The sequence below is a fragment of the Spirulina sp. CCY15215 genome (assembly GCF_016888125.1).
Lineage (GTDB): Bacteria > Cyanobacteriota > Cyanobacteriia > Cyanobacteriales > Spirulinaceae > CCY15215.
This window is the reverse complement of record NZ_JACSWA010000469.1, coordinates 49,253-67,841: the sequence shown is the minus strand read 5'-3', so window position 1 is coordinate 67,841 and position 18,589 is coordinate 49,253. Positions and strand designations below refer to the sequence as shown.

Annotated in this window: 17 protein-coding genes; 9 read left to right on the top strand and 8 right to left on the bottom strand. The window is 42.6% G+C overall.

Translation table 11 applies throughout. The features are described from left to right. The first annotated feature begins 206 nt into the window (after nucleotides 1-206). From JUI58_RS15695 to petA, 4 genes are all read left to right on the top strand, one after another. Complete coding sequence (locus JUI58_RS15695; RefSeq protein ID WP_204104741.1) at nucleotides 207-389, top strand: CsbD family protein; 183 nt, start codon at nucleotides 207-209, stop codon at nucleotides 387-389. Between the two features lie 203 nt (nucleotides 390-592). Further along, nucleotides 593-1,639, top strand: a complete 1,047-nt coding sequence (mnmH, locus tag JUI58_RS15690) for a tRNA 2-selenouridine(34) synthase MnmH (protein ID WP_204104740.1) — start codon at nucleotides 593-595, stop codon at nucleotides 1,637-1,639. 251 nt (nucleotides 1,640-1,890) lie between these two features. After that, nucleotides 1,891-2,436, top strand: a complete 546-nt coding sequence (petC, locus tag JUI58_RS15685; protein WP_204104739.1) for a cytochrome b6-f complex iron-sulfur subunit — start codon at nucleotides 1,891-1,893, stop codon at nucleotides 2,434-2,436. An 85-nt stretch (nucleotides 2,437-2,521) separates the two neighbouring features. Further along, nucleotides 2,522-3,511 (top strand): cytochrome f, encoded by a 990-nt coding sequence (petA, locus tag JUI58_RS15680; protein ID WP_204104761.1) that lies wholly within the window; start codon nucleotides 2,522-2,524, stop codon nucleotides 3,509-3,511. Between the two features lie 271 nt (nucleotides 3,512-3,782). On the opposite strand, the gene JUI58_RS15675 is transcribed toward petA, so the two are convergent. Together JUI58_RS15675 and pdxA are read right to left on the bottom strand one after the other, a co-directional pair. After that, nucleotides 3,783-4,874 (bottom strand): Fic family protein, encoded by a 1,092-nt coding sequence (locus tag JUI58_RS15675; RefSeq protein ID WP_204104738.1) that lies wholly within the window; start codon nucleotides 4,872-4,874, stop codon nucleotides 3,783-3,785. Between the two features lie 64 nt (nucleotides 4,875-4,938). After that, nucleotides 4,939-5,967, bottom strand: a complete 1,029-nt coding sequence (pdxA, locus tag JUI58_RS15670) for a 4-hydroxythreonine-4-phosphate dehydrogenase PdxA (RefSeq protein ID WP_204104737.1) — start codon at nucleotides 5,965-5,967, stop codon at nucleotides 4,939-4,941. A gap of 81 nt (nucleotides 5,968-6,048) precedes the next feature. Here pdxA and JUI58_RS15665 point away from each other — a divergent pair, with 81 nt between their 5' ends. From JUI58_RS15665 to JUI58_RS15645, 5 genes are all read left to right on the top strand, one after another. Further along, the gene (locus tag JUI58_RS15665) at nucleotides 6,049-6,156 is read left to right on the top strand and encodes a PetM family cytochrome b6-f complex subunit 7 (RefSeq protein WP_204104736.1); all 108 of its coding nucleotides are present in this window, start codon (nucleotides 6,049-6,051) and stop codon (nucleotides 6,154-6,156) included. 87 nt (nucleotides 6,157-6,243) lie between these two features. Beyond that, nucleotides 6,244-6,621: a photosystem II reaction center protein Psb28 gene (gene psb28, locus JUI58_RS15660; RefSeq protein WP_204104735.1), complete on the top strand. Its 378-nt coding sequence runs from the start codon at nucleotides 6,244-6,246 to the stop codon at nucleotides 6,619-6,621. A 40-nt stretch (nucleotides 6,622-6,661) separates the two neighbouring features. Further along, nucleotides 6,662-7,579 (top strand): TIGR01777 family oxidoreductase, encoded by a 918-nt coding sequence (locus JUI58_RS15655; protein WP_204104734.1) that lies wholly within the window; start codon nucleotides 6,662-6,664, stop codon nucleotides 7,577-7,579. A gap of 54 nt (nucleotides 7,580-7,633) precedes the next feature. Continuing rightward, nucleotides 7,634-7,840 (top strand): glycogen debranching protein, encoded by a 207-nt coding sequence (locus JUI58_RS15650; protein WP_204104733.1) that lies wholly within the window; start codon nucleotides 7,634-7,636, stop codon nucleotides 7,838-7,840. A 47-nt stretch (nucleotides 7,841-7,887) separates the two neighbouring features. After that, nucleotides 7,888-10,062, top strand: coding sequence for a Na-K-Cl cotransporter (locus JUI58_RS15645; RefSeq protein WP_204104732.1), 2,175 nt, complete (start codon nucleotides 7,888-7,890; stop codon nucleotides 10,060-10,062). A gap of 145 nt (nucleotides 10,063-10,207) precedes the next feature. On the opposite strand, the gene JUI58_RS15640 is transcribed toward JUI58_RS15645, so the two are convergent. The 6 genes from JUI58_RS15640 to JUI58_RS15615 form a co-directional block, all read right to left on the bottom strand. Beyond that, on the bottom strand, nucleotides 10,208-10,792 hold the full coding sequence (locus JUI58_RS15640; protein ID WP_204104731.1) for a Uma2 family endonuclease: 585 nt from the start codon (nucleotides 10,790-10,792) through the stop codon (nucleotides 10,208-10,210). A 120-nt stretch (nucleotides 10,793-10,912) separates the two neighbouring features. Continuing rightward, on the bottom strand, nucleotides 10,913-13,111 hold the full coding sequence (locus JUI58_RS15635) for a phosphoketolase (RefSeq protein ID WP_204104730.1): 2,199 nt from the start codon (nucleotides 13,109-13,111) through the stop codon (nucleotides 10,913-10,915). 122 nt (nucleotides 13,112-13,233) lie between these two features. Further along, nucleotides 13,234-14,067 carry a phosphate ABC transporter ATP-binding protein gene (locus tag JUI58_RS15630; RefSeq protein ID WP_348539902.1) on the bottom strand — a complete coding sequence of 278 codons (834 nt, stop codon included), beginning with the start codon at nucleotides 14,065-14,067 and terminating at the stop codon, nucleotides 13,234-13,236. 34 nt (nucleotides 14,068-14,101) lie between these two features. Next, the gene (gene pstC, locus JUI58_RS15625; protein ID WP_204104729.1) at nucleotides 14,102-16,039 is read right to left on the bottom strand and encodes a phosphate ABC transporter permease subunit PstC; all 1,938 of its coding nucleotides are present in this window, start codon (nucleotides 16,037-16,039) and stop codon (nucleotides 14,102-14,104) included. A gap of 341 nt (nucleotides 16,040-16,380) precedes the next feature. Then, nucleotides 16,381-16,731, bottom strand: a complete 351-nt coding sequence (locus JUI58_RS15620; protein ID WP_204104728.1) for a DUF1257 domain-containing protein — start codon at nucleotides 16,729-16,731, stop codon at nucleotides 16,381-16,383. Nucleotides 16,732-16,913: 182 nt separating this feature from the next. After that, complete coding sequence (locus JUI58_RS15615; RefSeq protein WP_204104727.1) at nucleotides 16,914-18,452, bottom strand: AAA family ATPase; 1,539 nt, start codon at nucleotides 18,450-18,452, stop codon at nucleotides 16,914-16,916. Nucleotides 18,453-18,589 lie beyond the last annotated feature (137 nt).

Sequence of the window (18,589 nt, the reverse complement as noted above, 5' to 3'; positions counted from 1 at the left end):
TTATATTATAATATATTAGATAAAATCAGAAGCCATTGCAGGATTCTCTTCCTTCCAGTAGAAATAGTTGCATCCACTTTACCTCTAAAGAGAGATACGATTTTGTATCTTTTGCATCTAAAGAGAGATGCTTTTCTCTTAATTTTCTTGATACATTAACATTGTTAAACAAACTGATAAATTGAGAAAAGGAGATATCGAACACTATGTCTACTAAAGATAAAATCGCGGCTACTGCTAAGAATATTGAGGGAAAAGCACAAGCGGCTGTAGGCGAAATGACAGGGAATCCTGAACAAAAAGCCGAAGGTAATTTGAAACAGACAGAAGCAAAAATTGAACATGAGACAGAAAATCTAAAAGATAAAGCCAAGAAAATAATTGACTAATTAGCTTTATTCTAAACCAAGTTATAATCGTTAGTACCTTCTATATCATGCAATTTTAAATGTTGCTATGACTAGGGAGGTGCTTTTTTTTATGTACTTTTGTTTACCTTGATAACACAATAATCTTATAATAAATAAAAATAATCTCAAATTTGGCAAGGAATACCTACTCTCAAAAAAATCAAGAAAGGAATAGATCATCAATGCGATCGCCACTTTTAAGAAAAGAACCTTGGCTAGAAACTTACAGCGAAATTATTGACGTTCGTTCTGAGGGAGAATATGCTGAAGATCGCATTCCAAATGCAATTAATCTTCCGGTTCTGAATAATAAAGAACGCGCTCAAATTGGCACGATTTACAAGCAAATTTCTCCTTTTGAAGCAAGGAAAATAGGTGCAAGTTTAATCGCTCAAAATATTGCTCATCATTTATCCTCCCATTTTGCCGATAAAAAAGAAGATTATTGTCCATTAATTTACTGTTGGCGAGGAGGACAGCGTTCCCATAGTTTAGCATTAGTTTTAAGACAAATTGGCTGGCAAGTGACAGTCCTCGACGGAGGTTATCAAACCTATAGAAACTATGTCTGCAAACAATTAGAAACTTTGCTACAACAGTTTAATTATAACGTTTTGTGTGGCTTGACAGGAACGGGAAAAACACAGATTTTGCAACGAATGTTACAGCAAGGAATGCAAGTTTTAGATTTAGAAAAACTAGCACAGCATCGCGGTTCTTTATTGGGTCAAGCATGGGAAAATAAACTTGCATCTCAACCTTCTCAAAAGTATTTTGAAAGTTTATTACTGCAACAATTGCAACAGTGCGATCGCCAAAAAACAATTTGGATCGAGTCAGAAAGTCATAAAATTGGCAGAATCTATCTTCCCCAAGGATTATGGGAGAAAATGAAACAGTCTCCTTGTATTGAGATTCGCTTACCTCTCGAGGAACGAGTGACGGGGTTATTGCAACAATATCCCCATTTTATCGAACATCCCGACATCCTCAAGGAGAAATTACAACGTCTTAAACCTCGCTACGGGAAAGAAAAACTACAACAGTGGTTTGAGTGGTGCGATCGCCAACAATGGCGCAGATTAGTGGAGGATTTACTACTACAACACTACGATCCTGCTTATCAGCGTTCTTTAAATCGTTTATTTCAACCCGCAGGACAAGCGATCGATTTACAAGACTTAGAGGAGCAAACAATCAATGACACGATCGCAATGTTACCAAAATAGGGTTGGCGATCGCCTAAACAGATTTTTTGACGAGTTAGAGGGTTTTCGATTGTCCTGTCTCGAAGAATGGTAAAATGAATGTTGTTACGAATTGTGACGGATTGCTTCGTAGACGAATTTAAAGCAGACTGTTAACATTCCTCAACTTTTTATAGCTGAAAAGGCTTAACAGACTTGCTATAGCAGGACTGAATTCAATTCTGAAGAATTCTTCAGAATTCTTAACAAAAACCAAATTCTGGCATTTTGATATGGCACAATCCTCCATCCCCTCAGATGTACCCGATATGGGTCGTCGGCAGTTTATGAACTTGCTGACTTTTGGTACGATTACGGGAACAGCCCTTGGTGCGCTTTATCCCATTGTTAAATATTTTATTCCTCCTTCCAGTGGTAGTCCTGGTGGTGGGGTTACGGCTAAAGATGCGTTAGGTAATGATGTGCTGGTAAGTGAATTTCTCGCTGCCCATCCTATCCCCGGCGATCGCGCTTTATCCCAAGGTTTAAAAGGAGATCCCACCTATTTAATCGTCAAAGATGAGAGTTCTTTGCAGGATTATGGTTTAAACGCCATTTGTACCCATTTAGGTTGTGTCGTTCCTTGGAACGTGGCGGAAAACAAGTTCAAATGTCCTTGCCACGGCTCTCAATATAACGCAGAAGGGAAAGTGGTTCGCGGTCCGGCACCTCTTTCTCTAGCTTTGGCTCATGCCACAGTTACCGCAGATGACAAAGTAGAGTTTACCCCTTGGACGGAAACCGATTTCCGCACCAACACCGATCCTTGGTGGACTTAATATAATTACTTAATGTAATTATTTAATGTCCTTGAGGATCGATCAATATTCATTCGAGCAGATTTTAAAGTTTTTAGCGATCGAGATGAGAACACCCCCTTTACGAATTCTGTGGCAAACGAGCAAGCAAGTCACCCTAAAAATAGCGGTCTTGCTCTTGGCTACCCTTGCAATCTTTTTTACCAGTGATGCGATCGCGCCCCAAACGGCTGCGGCTTATCCATTTTGGGCGCAGGAAACCGCCCCAGAAACCCCTCGAGAAGCAACAGGTCGTCTTGCCTGTGCCAACTGCCATTTAGGGGAAAAACCCGCAGAAATCGAACTCCCTCAATCGGTTTTACCAGATACAGTATTTGAGGCAGTTGTCAAAATTCCTTACGATTTGAACTCTCAACAAATTCAAGGAGATGGATCGAAAGGCGGTTTAAATGTTGGTGCCGTCTTAATGTTACCGGAAGGCTTTACCATTGCGCCCCCCGATCGCCTTTCTGAGGAGTTAAAAGAAAAGGTCAGCGGCCTTTATTTCCAACCTTACAGAGAAGACCAAGACAACGTTTATATCATCGGACCCTTACCTGGCGATCAATATCAGGAAATCACTTTCCCGATTCTTTCTCCTGACCCCAAAACCGATAAAAATATTCACTTTGGTAAGTTCCCCATTCACTTAGGAGCAAATCGCGGTCGCGGACAAGTTTATCCCACGGGACAAAAAACCAATAATAATGAATTTACGGCTTCTGTAGCGGGAACAATTACAGAAATTGCTCAACCAGACGGTTTTAATTACAGCGTTACCATCGCAACTGCTGACGGTGAATCTGTTGTGGAAACCATTCCCCCTGGACCTGAGTTTATTGTTTCTGAAGGTCAAGAAGTTGCGGCAGGAGAAGCCTTAACTTTGAATCCTAATGTAGGGGGTTTCGGTCAGGAAGATGGCGAAATTGTCCTCCAAGATTCTGCCCGCATCGGTTGGCTGTTAATCTTCTTTTTGGGTATTGCACTTTCTCAAACTTTCCTCGTTTTGAAGAAGAAGCAAGTTGAACGAGTACAAGCAGCAGAAATCGAGTTCTAAACTTGATTTCCAACTGAAAAAATAGAAGGAAAAGAGCGTACTTCGGTATGCTCTTTTTTAGATTATAAATTGGCAATGTTACTTATTACAAAACTCATTGAATTGCCTGGTAAAGTTTCAGAATCTGTGGTAACTTCCCAGCATCTTCTCTTACCAAAAATAAAGTTTATTGATTGTCATGCACAGAAAAAGCCATTTTTTGTGCATGATTCCTGTTTCATGCACACAAAACCCTAAAAACTTGTGCATGACAATTAATACAATTGTATTATTAATCACTCTCCTCTATCTGTCCTACATTCCTCAAAAGCTCAAATAAGGCATTATTCAAATAAAAGTTTTCCTTTCCTAACTTATACTTTGACAATAAGCCTATCCCGACTAATTCCTCCAAATACTTACTTGCTGTATTGCGATGAATACCCAACTCATTCACCACAAACTCAATTTTAGTATAGGGATGACGAAACAGATTATTTAAAATATCCTGACTATAAATATTCGGCAACTCCTTCCTCATCCTGTGCTTACTTTTCTGCATCAGAACCTTTATATTTTTAATCAACTCAATCGTTTCTAGAGAAGTTTTTTCCACACCTTCCAACACAAATAAAATCCAATCCTCCCAAACATTATCCGTTCTAACACTTTGTAACAAAGAATAATAATCCACCTTTTTTTGATTAATAAAACGACTCAGATATAAAACCGGAATTTTGAGTAAATCCTGCTTCACCAAATAGAGAATATTAATAATCCTACCTGTTCGACCATTCCCATCATAAAAAGGATGAATACTTTCAAATTGATGATGAATAATTGCCATTTTTGTCAGTGGGTCAAAATCTGATAAGGAATCGTCATTAATAAATCTCTCTAAATTGTTCATCAAATCAATCACTTCCTGGCTAGACTGAGGTGGAGTATAGATAACTTGTCCAGTTACATCATTTTTTAGAGAAGTCCCTGGCAACTTTCTAAAACCCGCATTATTTTCTTCAATAATTGACTGAATTTTTAGAATAGTATTATTGGTTAATAACCCTGTTTTTTTGACTTCTTCAAAACCATGTTTAAGAGCAGTAGAATAAGAATAAATTTCCTTTGCTGCAATAGATGCAAACTGTTGATTTAGGACATCACTCCTATAAATCTCATCATGGGTTGTAATAATATTCTCAATAGCGGAACTATCCTTAGCTTCCTGCAAAGAAAGGGTATTAATTAAAATATTTTCATTGGGAATTGTTGCGGTAATCCCTTTTAACTCAGCCAATGCTCTATGAGCAACTGCTGATTTTTTTAAAACAACTCTTGTCTCAACATCAATCTTTAAAGGCAATGGAGGAATAGAATAGTTCATGAAATTAATTGATAATTTAAGGATAATTATTAATTATTGTTTGTGTCATGGGGTCGATCTGATTTTACCCGATCGCCATTCTTCGCATCGCCAATTCCGCAGCCAATACGATCGCCGCTTTCATACTGGTAGCATCAGCAATTCCTTGTCCCGCAATATCAAAAGCAGTCCCGTGATCGGGAGAAGTGCGAATAAAGGGTAAACCAATGGTGGTATTAATAGCGCGATCGAAGGCCATTAATTTAACCGGAATCAGTCCTTGATCGTGGTACAGCGCCAAATAAGCATTGACGGGGTTGGTTGCGCCAACATACCACGATCGCCCTGGTTGCACCCAAAGAGTATCCGGGGGAACCGGTCCCAGGAGTCGCATATTGGGGCGATCGCGTCGTTCTTTTTCCAGCCAAGGAATGAGCCAATCTTGCTCTTCTGTTCCCAATTGTCCCCCTTCGCCACTGTGAGGATTTAAGCCAGAGACGGCAATACAGGGATTCTCAATCCCAAAATCGGTTTTGAGACAATGAATTAACAGGTCTAACTTCCATGCTAATAACTCTGGGGTCAGTGCTGCGGGAACTTGATGTAAAGGAATGTGAGTTGTGGCCAAAAGTACAATTAACGCATAATCGCTATGAGGCGATCGCGCTACAAATAGCATCCCATAGCGATCGCACCCCGCTTTCTCCGCCAGGACTTCAGTTTGCCCAGGATAATCATATCCTGCCGCCTTCCAGAGGGATTTGGCAATGGGAGCCGTGACAATGCCTTGGAATTCCCCCCCAAGGGTGCGATCGATCGCAGCTTGCAAATAAGCAAAACTGGCCTCCCCACTAGCAGCATTTCCTTTACCCCATTTTATAGCAGCGCGATCGCCAGGCACCTCCACGAGAGAAAATTGTTCCGGATCGGCTAAATCCTCAATCTCCTTTGCCCGTAAATGTTGATAGGCAGACTTTAGCAGCGTTTTTGTGCCAAAAAGACAAATTTGGCATTTTTCGTGAATTGTCGGGTCTGCCAAGGCTTTAAGTAGCACCTCCGTTCCGATTCCGGCAGGGTCTCCTATAGGAATTGCGAGATAGGGTTTGGGTTTCACGGTTTTATTTTTCTTTGAGACTTCAGTGTTTTACAATGCTTGTTAGTCAAAAAAATTGCGATCGCTTAAGGAGAATCACGAATGAGTGCTAACGATCTGATGATCAATGCGGGTTTACTGTCATTTTCTCTCATTCTCGTCGGTTTGGGTTTGGGATTTTTTATTCTGAAACTCCAAGGCGGAGAATAGACTTAGACTATTAGTAAAAATTGGGGACGGGAAACGGTTTTTCTCTGATTCGTTTCCTTTCTCCATCTTTGTTACCCAGGATGAACTATGTCTGAAATACAACCATCCATAGAATTTTTTAAAGGAGTTTCTGAGGAATTAACCAATATTAGGTTAAGACAAGGCAAAGAAACGGGAATTCGCAATGTTTTAATGTTTTTTCGGCAATTAAATGCCTTAGATATCATCAATAGTTACACCAAACAGGCCACAGGAACATTAAGATTAGTTGATTCTGAAGGAGAAATTAACGTGACTCCCAGTTCAATCAAAATTCGTTACGGGGGAGATGAAAGCGACGAACTTATGGGCGTAGAATGCCAGATAGACATCGATCGCGAAGATCATTGGGAAAGATTAATGCGCTTTCTCAATCGTTATGCTGAAGCAAACGAAATGGAGTATGAAGGGAAAGATGAACGATGAATAATAAATAATGAATTGTACCCATTACTCATAACTAACTATGAAAATTGCAATTACGGGTGGAACTGGATTTGTTGGGAGTCGTTTGGTGGCAAAACTGAACGAGAAAAAGGAAACTATTCTAATATTTACCCGCAATAAAGAACGCACCCAGAAAATGTTTCCCAATTCTGCTTTCCCAACTTTAGAAATTGTCTCTTATACGCCCAAAAAATCGGGAGATTGGCAAGAGAAAATTGCAGGCTGTGATGCGGTGGTAAATTTAGCAGGAGAACCGCTTGCGGAAGGACGTTGGACTAGCGATCGCAAACAAGAAATTGTCTTGAGTCGCCAAATTGGGACGCAAAAAATAGTGGAAGCGATCGCCAAAGCCGATCCTAAACCTCAAGTGTTAATTAATGCTTCTGCTATTGGTTATTATGGCACCAGCGAAACGCAAATCTTTGCTGAAAATAGCCCCTCGGGTGATGATTTTCTCGCGGAAGTTTGCCAAAAATGGGAAGCTGAAGCTGAAAAAGTAAAGGAAAATAATGTTCGTTTGGTTATCTTGAGATTGGGTATTGTTTTAGGGAATGGTGGCGCGATCGCCAAAATGATTACCCCTTTTAAACTCTTTATGGGGGGGTCTATTGGTAGTGGGAAACAATGGTTTTCTTGGATTCATCAAGAAGATATAGTAAATTTAATTTTAGAGGCGATCGCCCATCCTGAAATAGCAGGAGTTTATAATGCTACAGCACCAAATCCCGTGCGTATGGAGGAGTTTTGTCACGTCTTAGGAGAAGTCCTGCATCGTCCTTCTTGGCTTCCCGTCCCCAGTTTTGCGATCGAAGCTATTTTAGGAGATGGCGCGATCGTTGTTTTAGAAGGTCAAAATGTGCAACCGAAAGCAGTCGAAGCATTAGGTTTTAATTATCAGTATCCTACAGTTAAATCTGCTCTGCAAGAAATTCTTTGAAGAGGGAACAGGCAAGAGGCAAAAGACAACAGAAAATAAATTATTAAACTAATTATGAACATTTGGGTAAACGAACAAATTGATCCTTCTGGTATAATTCATGCTTGTATTGCCTCTTGCGATGAAGAACAAGCAAACTCTTGTCACGAATCTTTTGAAAACAATCTTTCTCAACAACAAAAATTAGACGGTTGGATCGCCCGTCTGCGAATTGTAAAATCTTGGGATGAAGTTCCCGTTAATGCTTTAAAATTAAACTAAAATAGGTCACAAATAATTGGTAATTGTATTAATAATTAATCATTGAAATGACCGAAGCAAAACAGACAGGCTTAGGAACTTTTGGAGGCGTTTATACTCCCTCAGTTCTAACAATTTTAGGGGTGATCATGTACCTTCGCTTCGGCTGGGTTGTGGGCAATGTGGGGTTATTGGGAACTCTTGCGATTGTTACTCTTTCTACCTCAATTACATTTTTAACTTCTCTTTCCGTTAGCGCGATCGCCACCGATCGCGTTATTCGAGTTGGGGGTGCCTACTACATGATCAGCCGATCGCTGGGAATTGAAACCGGAGGCGCAGTGGGTATCCCCCTCTATTTCGCCCAGGCTTTATCTGTAGCCCTCTATACTATCGGGTTTGCCGAAAGTATTGTCAAAACTTTTCCCGCCCTCAACCAAACCTATGTTGCCCTAATTACTACCATTCTGGTTGCAGTTCTTGCTTTAACTTCCGCCAGTATCGCCATTCGCGCCCAATATTTCATCATGGCGGCGATCGCCCTATCCCTTATTTCTCTAATTTTGGGCAAACCCGTAGAACCCACGGTTATTGAATTATGGAATAGTAACGGAGAATCTTTTTGGGTCGTATTTGCCGTCTTTTTCCCCGCCGTCACGGGAATTATGGCCGGGGTATCCATGTCTGGAGACTTGCGAGACCCCACCAAATCTATCCCTATCGGCACTTTAGCCGCCGTGGGAACCGGTTATCTCATTTATATGGGTTTACCTATCATCCTCGCCATGCGTGCCGATGCGTCCACGCTAATTGAAGATTCCCTGATTATGAAGCAGATGGCCTTGTGGGGTCCAACGATCCTCTGGGGGGTCTGGGGGGCAACCTTGAGTAGCGCCCTGGGGAGTATTTTGGGTGCGCCTCGGGTCTTGCAGGCTTTAGCTAGAGATGGCGTTTTACCCTCTTGGATGAGTATTTTAGGACAGGGAAGCGGTAAAGGAGACGAACCTCGCATTGGTACCGCCGTTACCCTCGGCGTGGCGATCGCGGCGGTTTGTATTGGGGATTTGAATTTAATTGCCCCAATATTAACTATGTTTTTCCTGACGACTTACCTGGTGTTGAATATCTCCGCAGGTATCGAGGGAATGTTGCAAAGTCCCTCTTTTCGCCCTACTTTCCGCGTCCATTGGAGTTTTTCCCTTCTCGGGGCGGCGGGATGTTTGGCGGTGATGTTTCTCATTAATGCGATCGCAACGGTGGTCGCTGCGGCGATCGTCTTGGGTATCTATTTCTGGTTGCAGCAGCGAGAATTGGTGACAGCATGGGGAGATGTACGACGCGGGTTATGGATGGAATTACTGCGAGTGGGTATCTTGCAAATTCGTCACGCGGAAGATACGAAAAACTGGCGGCCTCACGTTCTTGTTCTCTCGGGCATTCCTCGCAAGCGTTGGTCTTTAATTGAACTGGCGGAAGGATTCACCCATAACCGAGGATTAATTACGGTTTCTAGTGTTTTACCAAGCGGATCGCGAGATTTGGCGCAACAGGCAGAGTTAGAACGTACTTTAAGCGATTATCTCGAACGTCGCGGTGTACAAGCATTGGTAAGGGTTGTGACGGCGGCTAATACTTTTGAGGGTGCCTATCGATTAGTGGAAACTTATGGGTTGGGGGCAGTGGTTCCCAATACTATTATTTTGGGGGATAGCGAGAATGCAGCTATCCGCGATCGCTACTGTCAAATGATTCGCGATATTCACGGTGCCAAACGCAGTATTGTTGTTCTGCGAGAAGATGGCGATCGCGGTTTTGGGGCGCGATCGCGCATCGATATTTGGTGGGGGGGGTTACAAGCAAATGGAAGTTTAATGCTTTTATTGGCTTATCTTTTGTGTAAAAATATTAGTTGGCGCAAAGCCCAGATTTATTTGAAATTAGTTGTTCCCGATAGCCGCGCCGCAGCAGCAGCCCAAACCAATTTGGAGATTTTAATTGCTAAGTTACGCATTACTGCTTTGCCTCAAGTTTTAATTGCCGAAGGACGTTCTTTTAATGAAATTCTTCACAGTTCTTCTGAGAATGCCGATCTGGTCTTTTTGGGTATGGCGAAACCGGATAATGATATGTTTGTCACCTATTATGAAAAGCAGCAAATCCTTGCTACAGGACTTCCCACTACTTTATTCGTTCTTGCTGCCCCTGATTTTGCTTTTGAGGAAATATTGGTGGAATCTACCTGAATTTGGGGGTTTGGAGGGGGTTTGGAGACCAAACCCCTACGGTATTAACCGCGATCGCATTATGATCCCAGAGGGTTTGGAGACCAAACCCCTACGGTATTACCGCGATCGCATTACGATTCGGGAGGGTTTGGAGACCAAACCCCTACCTCCCCAGATCAAAATTGACACGCTTGTATAAATCTTTTAAGGCAATTTCAAAATTTACTGCTTCTAATTTTAATATAGAATCCTCTTCTAAATATTCTGTTAATAACCAGCGCCCATCTTTTTGTTTTGTGTATTGTTCTACATTATAACTGGTTTGGGAAATCAAAATATATTCTTGGAATGAGGCGATCGAACGATACTTTTTAAACTTGTCCGTTTTATCATAATCTTTGGTCGAACGAGACAAAATTTCGACAATCAGACAAGGATTAATAATTGCTGTTTGTTTTTCATCGGTAAAAATCGGTTCGCCATCTGTCATCATAACATCAGGATAAGTATAGCGGCGGTAACTTGGAATCCATAAGCGCATATCGCTCATAAAAATATCATAGTCCTTTTCATCAATACTCAAAGGAAATGAACGACAAAAATTCAGGGAAATTTTATTATGATTTGCAGTAGCCCCTGCCATAGGAACGATTTCTCCATCTAAATATTCATTTTTAAATTCTGCTTGTTCTTCCAATTCCAGATATTCTTCTGGGGTGAAGTATTTGGATTGAGTGGCAACAATCATCAGCTTATCCCTTCGACACGACTTTACCGCTAATAATATTATAATCTATTTGGCACAATTGCGATCGCCTGATTAAGATTTCGAGACGAGAAAAAGGTGGGCAATGCCCACCCTACAAGTCTAACTTAATAATTCAACAGCACGCTTAACAAAAGCATCTGCGGTTAAACCATTTAATGCCATAACAGCCCCTGCACTTGCAGCCGTTTCTCCTCGCTTCCAAGCAAACGTATCTCGCGGGGAAGAACTCCGCAACATAACCGGTTCTAACATCGCAGAAGAACCGCCAGTAATGCCTAATAAAACATCACCACCCAACAAGTTTTCAAACCCAGTATCATCTAAGAATCCCGCATCAGATTCGGAACAAGTTTCATAAGCTGTATCTGAAGGACGATATAAACGGCGAGGACTGATCAAACTGACAACTTTTGAGCCAATTCCTTGACTTTTCAACTCTTCTGCTGCATCTAAAACAGGAATTAAAGTCATATCACCAATAACAGCAAAAACAACTGTTTTTTCTCCTGCAATTTCCTGCACGATAAAACCACCTTCTTTTAACCCTTTTCGGGTTTGTTCAAAGGTGCTGCGAATGGGTAAAGGAGACTTAGAAGCAGTAATGGTAATCCCCTTATTTTTAGTACCCAAAGCCCATTCATAACAGGCTTGAATGCTATTAGCATCACAAGGGAATAAAGGAAATATATTGCCATTCCGCATTAAAGCAGCAAAATAGTTTTCAATTTCCGGACGTTGATGGGTCCAACCATTGCGTCCTTGCTCTAATGCCCCTGCTGTGAATAAAGTAATGGTAGAAGGTGTAACATGGCGCAATTCTGCCATTGCTTGGGTAACAGTTTGCCAAATGGGTAAACCATTGATGGCAAAAGATTCATAAGAACACCATAAAGTCCGCGATCCAAATAATGCTAAACCTGCTGCCAAACCCGCACAAGCATCTTCGCTTAAAGGTTCGTAAACTTGTCCCTCTGGTTGTTGAAAATAGTCTTCATCAACGGTAGGATGAACGATTTTTAAAGCAATATTGACGTTATTAATTCCCGAAGCTGCATTCCCATCTGCATTGGTCAAAACAAAATTAGGATCGTTTTGTCCCACGTGACCAATTAAAGTACCCATCGCCGTTGTTGCAACTTTTTTATCTCCACCAACGGCATATTCTTCTAAGGGTAATTGTCCCAGATCGGTTAAAGGATATTCTGTTTCCGTAACAACGGTTTTTGCCGCAGGACCTCCCTGCGATCGCGTACAATTTGTTCGCACTAATTCCCATGCTTCCGGTGTTAATGCCCGCGCTTTCAAAGCCTCAACGATATAATCTTTTTCCGTAGTATCTCCAGGATAAAGGTTGTGGGATTTTGCGCCGCGTTTGTGAACTCCTGCCCCTTTCAACTGTTTGACAATTAAAACTGTTAATTCTCCATTTAAGGCACATTTTGCCGCCCGATCTGTTGCATCTAAAATAGCTTCCATAAATTCCAAACGTTTTTTGAGAGAGAATGCCGTACTATCAACATAATCTCCAGTTTGTTTCGCATCATCGTAATGCTTTGCATCCACTAGGAAGATTTCTTTAAAGCCATTTCCTCCCCAATATTCGATCATTTCATCATTGGTTTTAGTGGAAACCATGCTATGATGTTCTTGGGAATAGCCATTCCAGACTAGAATGGGCAGAAAGTTCGTGACTTTAGGATAGGCAGTGTTAAAGTGAGCCATACTACTCATGACATAAGGCTCACCTAAACCTCCATCCCCAATTGTAACGGGAAATAATGTTCCGGGATGTAACTTCGCACCAGCCATCGCGAAATGCTGTCCTTGTCCCAAAGGTCCTGCGGGGTTGAGAAGCCCTGGAATTTGCCCAGATAAGTGACCCAAAAGCCCATCGGTTTCCCGATAGCGATCGCGCATTTGCTGTACGGTTTCAATGCCCATCTCCTCCAAAGAGCGATCGAGGAACATCGTGCTGTAGAATCCAGGGGCGTGATGTCCGACTTCGGTAATAATATTTTTGTACCCCAAGAGAATTAAAGCGGCGATCGCATCGGCAATACTGGCAAACCCTCCAGGATGTCCCGAGGCTTTTGAAGCAGTGACTTGTAAGGTTAAATAGCGAAGGGCATCTGCCATCAGCATCGTTTGATAAACTGCAGCCGGATCGCTAGGGGAACTAATTGCAGTTTGTCCCTCCCCAATAGCAGGAGTTTTCCCGTACTTCTCAAACTCGGGTAAGGTTTCGCTAAAATGCTGAATTCCTTGACAAAATGCGGGAATTGCGGTAGCAACGGTCATATTGTAAGATTCCTCTTTGAATAGGCTATAACTCTTAAATAAATCTTACAGTTTGCTGGGATCAACAGCCATGAATGTATGCCTCGAGAGAGAATAAAACGATTAAAATTCCCCCTTGCTCATTAAGAAGAATAACGCGATCCAGGCACGACATAATCCCAAGTTGTTTGTTGAGTGGGATTGACAAAAATATCGAGAGTGGGTGCATATTCAATTAATTTTCCTACCCGATCGCCCCGAGAGTTAATTTCGACATTAAAAAAGGCAACGCGATCGGTAACTAATGCAGCTTGTTTCAAATTATGAGTAATCAGAATAATCGTGTAATATTGTCGCATTGTCATTAATAGATCATTAATCCGTCCCGCCGAAATTGGGTCTAATGCTGCGGTGGGTTCATCCATTAAAATGACTTCTGGATTTAAAGCAATAGTGCGGGCAATACATAATCGTTGTTGTTGTCCTCCCGATAAATCCAAGGCGTTTTTCTTGAGTTTATTTTTGACTTCATTCCATAAGCCAACGTGACGCAGAGATGTTTCTACGCGATCGTCAAGATTACCGCGATAACCATTCACTCGTAAACCGACGGCAATATTATCATAAATTGATTTAGGGAAAGGATTGGGGCGTTGAAAAACCATGCCGATGCGACGGCGAATTTCTACGGGATTCATCCGGCGAATACTTTGTCCAAAAAAGCGAATTTTCCCGGTCATGCGGGTTTCGGGGATGAGGTCGTTAAGACGATTAAAACATCTTAAAAATGTGCTTTTTCCACATCCTGACGGACCGATAAAACTGGTAATTTGATTTTTGTATATCTCTAAACTAATATTCTGCAAAGCGGGAATTCCGTGATAGGACACAGAAACATCTTCCGCTTGTAAAATAACTTCTGGCAAGATTTCAGAAGATTCTTGCTCAGATTTTGATGTGAATACGGGATTATTCATTGTTATTGCTTGTTGGTTATTCATTGATAATTTTTCAGGGTTTATTATTCGCTAATTCTCCTTTTTTTTTGCGATAAAAATCGCGCAATAAAACCGCAAAAATATTGATCGTAAAAACGATCGCGCCCAAAACCAGAATTGTTGCCGCCGCTAAATTGTGAAACTCTTTTTGCGGGCGGGCAATCCAGTAAAAAATCTGGGTGGTTAAGGTTGTAAAATTACTTTGCAAGTCCCCTAGAGAAAATTCTGGCACAAAGGAGATATAAGCCACTGCACCAACGGCAATGAGAGGGGCTGTTTCGCCAATAGCACGGGATAGGGCTAATAACATTCCTGTTATAATCCTTGGGAAAGCTGAGGGTAAAATTACATTGTGAATCGCTTGCCACTGGGTCATTCCCACGCCAAATGCCGCTTGACGTTGACTTTGGGGAACCGATCGCAATGCCCCTCGAGTGGTAATAATGACCAGAGGTAACACAATGGAGGATAAAACCAAAGCCGCCGAAAGCAAGCTGCGCCCTCCCGTGATGGGTTGCAATACCCTAGCAAATAAGGCCAAACCCAACAACCCGTAAATAATCGAGGGGACGGCGGCAAGATTGGCTAAATGAATCTCTAAAATGTGATTGAAGGTATTGCGAGGTAAATACTCTTCGAGGTAGATCGCCGCCCCAACGCCAATGGGAAAGGCGATCGCGGCGGTTAGCACCAATAGCCATAATGTTCCCACTAAAGCTGCATAAATCCCCGCATCTTCGGCATTACGAGAGGCAAAACTGGTCAAAAAGCTCCCATCGAGTACGGGAATACCTTGCAGTAGTACACTGGTGAGTAAAATAACTAAGACGATCGCCCCCACTAAAGTCGTGCATAAAGTCAGAGAAAGAAACAGGCGATCGTAACGTTGGCGACGAGTTAAGGCTTTTTCAAAGGATAAATGAGTATCGAGGGGGAAATTTAAGCTGGCGATCGCGCGACTTGATTCTCTGGAGGAATCACTCTCAACTTCGATAGAGGGAATGCTTAACCCTTTCATCATCTGTTCGTGACGGCGTACTAACCAATGCCCCAACCAGTTCAAAGAAAAGGTGAGGAGAAACAGGACAAAACCGACGGTAAATAAGGTATGGAAAAGGAAAGAATTGGCCGGAACATCTCCTAAGCTCACTTGAATGATAAATGCGGTGATACTTTCAACGGGAACGAGGGGATTTAAGGTTAAATTGGGATTTTGTCCCGCCGCAATGGAGGCGATCATGGTTTCTCCCAAAGCACGGGAAGTTGCCAGGGTAATAGCTGCGACGATCCCTGGAAAAGCGATGGGTAAAATCACTCGCAGGATGTTTTCCCGTTTGGTAAAGCCGAGGGAATACCCCCCTTCTCGCAATTCCATTGGCACATTTTCGATCGCATCTTCGCTAATAGAAGAGACAATGGGAGTAATTAAAATTCCCGTGACTAATCCCGCACTTAAGGCATTAAATCCTCCTAAATTGGGGATAAATTGCTGCAGTAAGGGGGTGACGAGTAAAACAGCAAAATAGCCATAAACAATGGTGGGAATGCCCGATAGGGTTTCCAGGGCTGGTTTGAGAATGCGCCGAACTTGTTGGGGGGCATATTCTGCCAGATAAATAGCAGCTAACAAACCGATGGGAACAGCCACAAAAGTTGCGATCGCGGCAATGGAAAAGGTCGCACTGGTGAGAACGAAAATGCCGAACTTTTGACTGGCAAAGAGGGGAGTCCATTGGGTATCGGTCAAAAATTGCCAAGGGGAGACTTCTTGGAAGAAAAAAGTGGCTTCGTACAGAAAAACACCCAAAATAGCCAAGGAAATTAAAACGGGAATTCCGGCGGCGATCGCTAAACCGACTTCAATAATACGCTCTCTCATGAACAAACCCACCAATAATCCCTTGTTAAAATGTTTAGGAGACGAATTGAGGGAAAAACGAGGATCATTCATAGAGTATTATAGCGATTGCTCTTTTTTCTGCGGTAAAGTAAATCACTGGATGTTGGTATAGCATAGGTTAAATTTGTTTTTCTCGATCCTGTAATTTTGAATACTTTTCTATCTTTCCAAAAAATCCCTAACTTTTCGGTTAACAATGGGTTAACTGATGTTAAAACGACAACACTCCAGAGAGAATTAGGAGGCAATAGCACCCTAGGACAGTAGTTCGTGATAGTTGGGATCTAATTTAATTAAAATAAGGAGTTCGGTATTCCGAACCCCCAAGCAGAAAAAAAGGGTTAACTTAAAAACAGTTAACCCTTATGATGTTTCGGAACGCAAATTGGAGACTACTGGATAACCAATTTAACATTGGCATTCTGTAAACCGCGTTGCTTGACTTCAGATAAGGTTTTGTTGACAGCGTACTTTTGATTGATGGAGTTGATCAACTCGGTCTGGTTGTGCTTTTTAGCAACACCCCAAAGGTCGGCAATCAAATCAAAGGTACCATCGCCATTGCGAGACCAACCGAGATCGTATTCGCCATCGAGAACGGCAACCAAGTCGGCGCGAACGCGCTGTCCGTTATAACCGCGAACGTCAGCATCGTCTTTAACGCTGATGCCCAAATCGCGCAAAGAGGTTTGGAGAATCGCAACATCGGAGATTTTGGTACGCAAGGTGCTGAAATGAGACATTTGGATTTCCTCTCGAAAAGGTAAACGACAGTGATATATTTGTGATGTGTTTTTGAGTTTGAGCTTGCCGTCAGAGTGGCTTCTGAAGGCAGCTTTTTTTTTGCTTGTTAGCGACTTGCTAACGTTAAACTACTAGCGATTTGCTAGTCTTTGCTCCCTTCAAAACGAGGGGAGAAAGCCTGTTAGAACTCCATGCGCTGGTATTCAGCCGTGGCGGTGGCGGCAGGTCTGGCACGCTGTCTGGCCCATTCTCGCAGCGCAGTTACCTGTTCCATCATGGTTCGGGACAGAGGTAGAGTGGCTTTGAGTGCCGCAATAATATCGATTTGTACGAATTCCCGATCTTGGGCGAATGCTTCGTACATGGCGGCGATAATTGCCTGCTCGATCTCTGCTCCGGAAAATCCGTCGGACATTGTAGCAAGTTGGGGAAGGTCGAAGCGTGCAATGTCATCCCGTCGCTTGCATAAATGAATTCTAAATATTTCTTCCCGTTCTTGTTGCGTGGGAAGGTCAACAAAAAATATCTCGTCAAAGCGTCCTTTGCGTAAAAATTCCCCTGGCAATCTTTCGATCCGGTTTGCTGTTGCCATAACAAACACTGGGGAGGTTTTTTCCTGCATCCAGGTTAGGAAGGAGCCAAAAATTCGGCTCGATGTACCGCCATCGGAGTCCGCAGAACCCGTCCCCCCTGCAAAGGACTTATCGAGTTCGTCAATGAAGAGAATGGCGGGAGAAATTGACTCGGCGGTTCTGAGGGCATTGCGTAAGTTGGCTTCCGATCGCCCTACCATTGAACCATCATACACTCGCCCCATGTCCAAGCGCAGGATGGGCAATCCCCAGAGACGCGATGTGGTTTTGGCGATCAAGGATTTACCGCAGCCTGGAACTCCTAAAATGAGCATTCCTTTCGGTTGAGGAAGTCCGTATTCTCTGGCTCGTTCGGTGAAGGCGTTAGAACGTTGGCGCAGCCATTTCTTTAACTCGTCTAAACCTCCGATCGCGTCAAGGGTTTCATCTTCTTCGATATATTCCAAGATGCCATTGCGTCGAATCAGTTGTTTTTTCTCTGAAAGAATAATGTCAACTTCTTCTTGGGTGAGACGACCGGCTTTAACATAAGCCTTGCGGTAAACTTTTTCGGCTTCGTCTTTGGTTAAACCGAGGGCCGCTCTGAGTAGTTTCTCGCGAACTTCTGTGGTAATACGACTCGTCTTGGTTTTATTGAGGTGGCGATCGAGAACTTTATTCAGTTCTGCCATATTGGGCAGGGGATAGTCAAGAACGACGACTTCTTTCTCGAGTTCAATGGGAATTTCTTGTAGGGGAGACATGAGAATGATAATTTTCTCAGTCCCTTTAAAGGAGGCGATCGCATCTCTTAATGCTCGCTTTACGCCTGGATCTGTAATAAAATCGTGTAAGTCTTTAAATATAAATAGTCCCGCCTGTTCCTGCTGAATCACCCATTTAATTGCGGCTTCTGGGGAGACAGTATTGTGTCGGGTTGAATTCCGCGCTTGATTCCGATCTGGGTTTGTCTGTTCGTTTCCACATTCCACCATCCCCTGGGTCATCGTCCAAACAAAAACCTGTTGGTGTTGGGTTTCTGTTCGAGCGATGCGGGCGATCGCCTGCTCTGCTCGCTGCTCCTCGGGAGTAACGAGATAAATTAGGGGATATTGAGCTTTGATGAGAATGCTTAATTCTTCTTTCATGGTGATTAACCCTTAAGTAATCGATCGCTCAACAATCAAACCCCTTGCGATCTAAAGAGATTTAGAAAAATCTCCAAAAATATTAGGCAATGAGAGTGAAATGAGATTCTAATAGGGCGAAATTATTTTCTAACAGA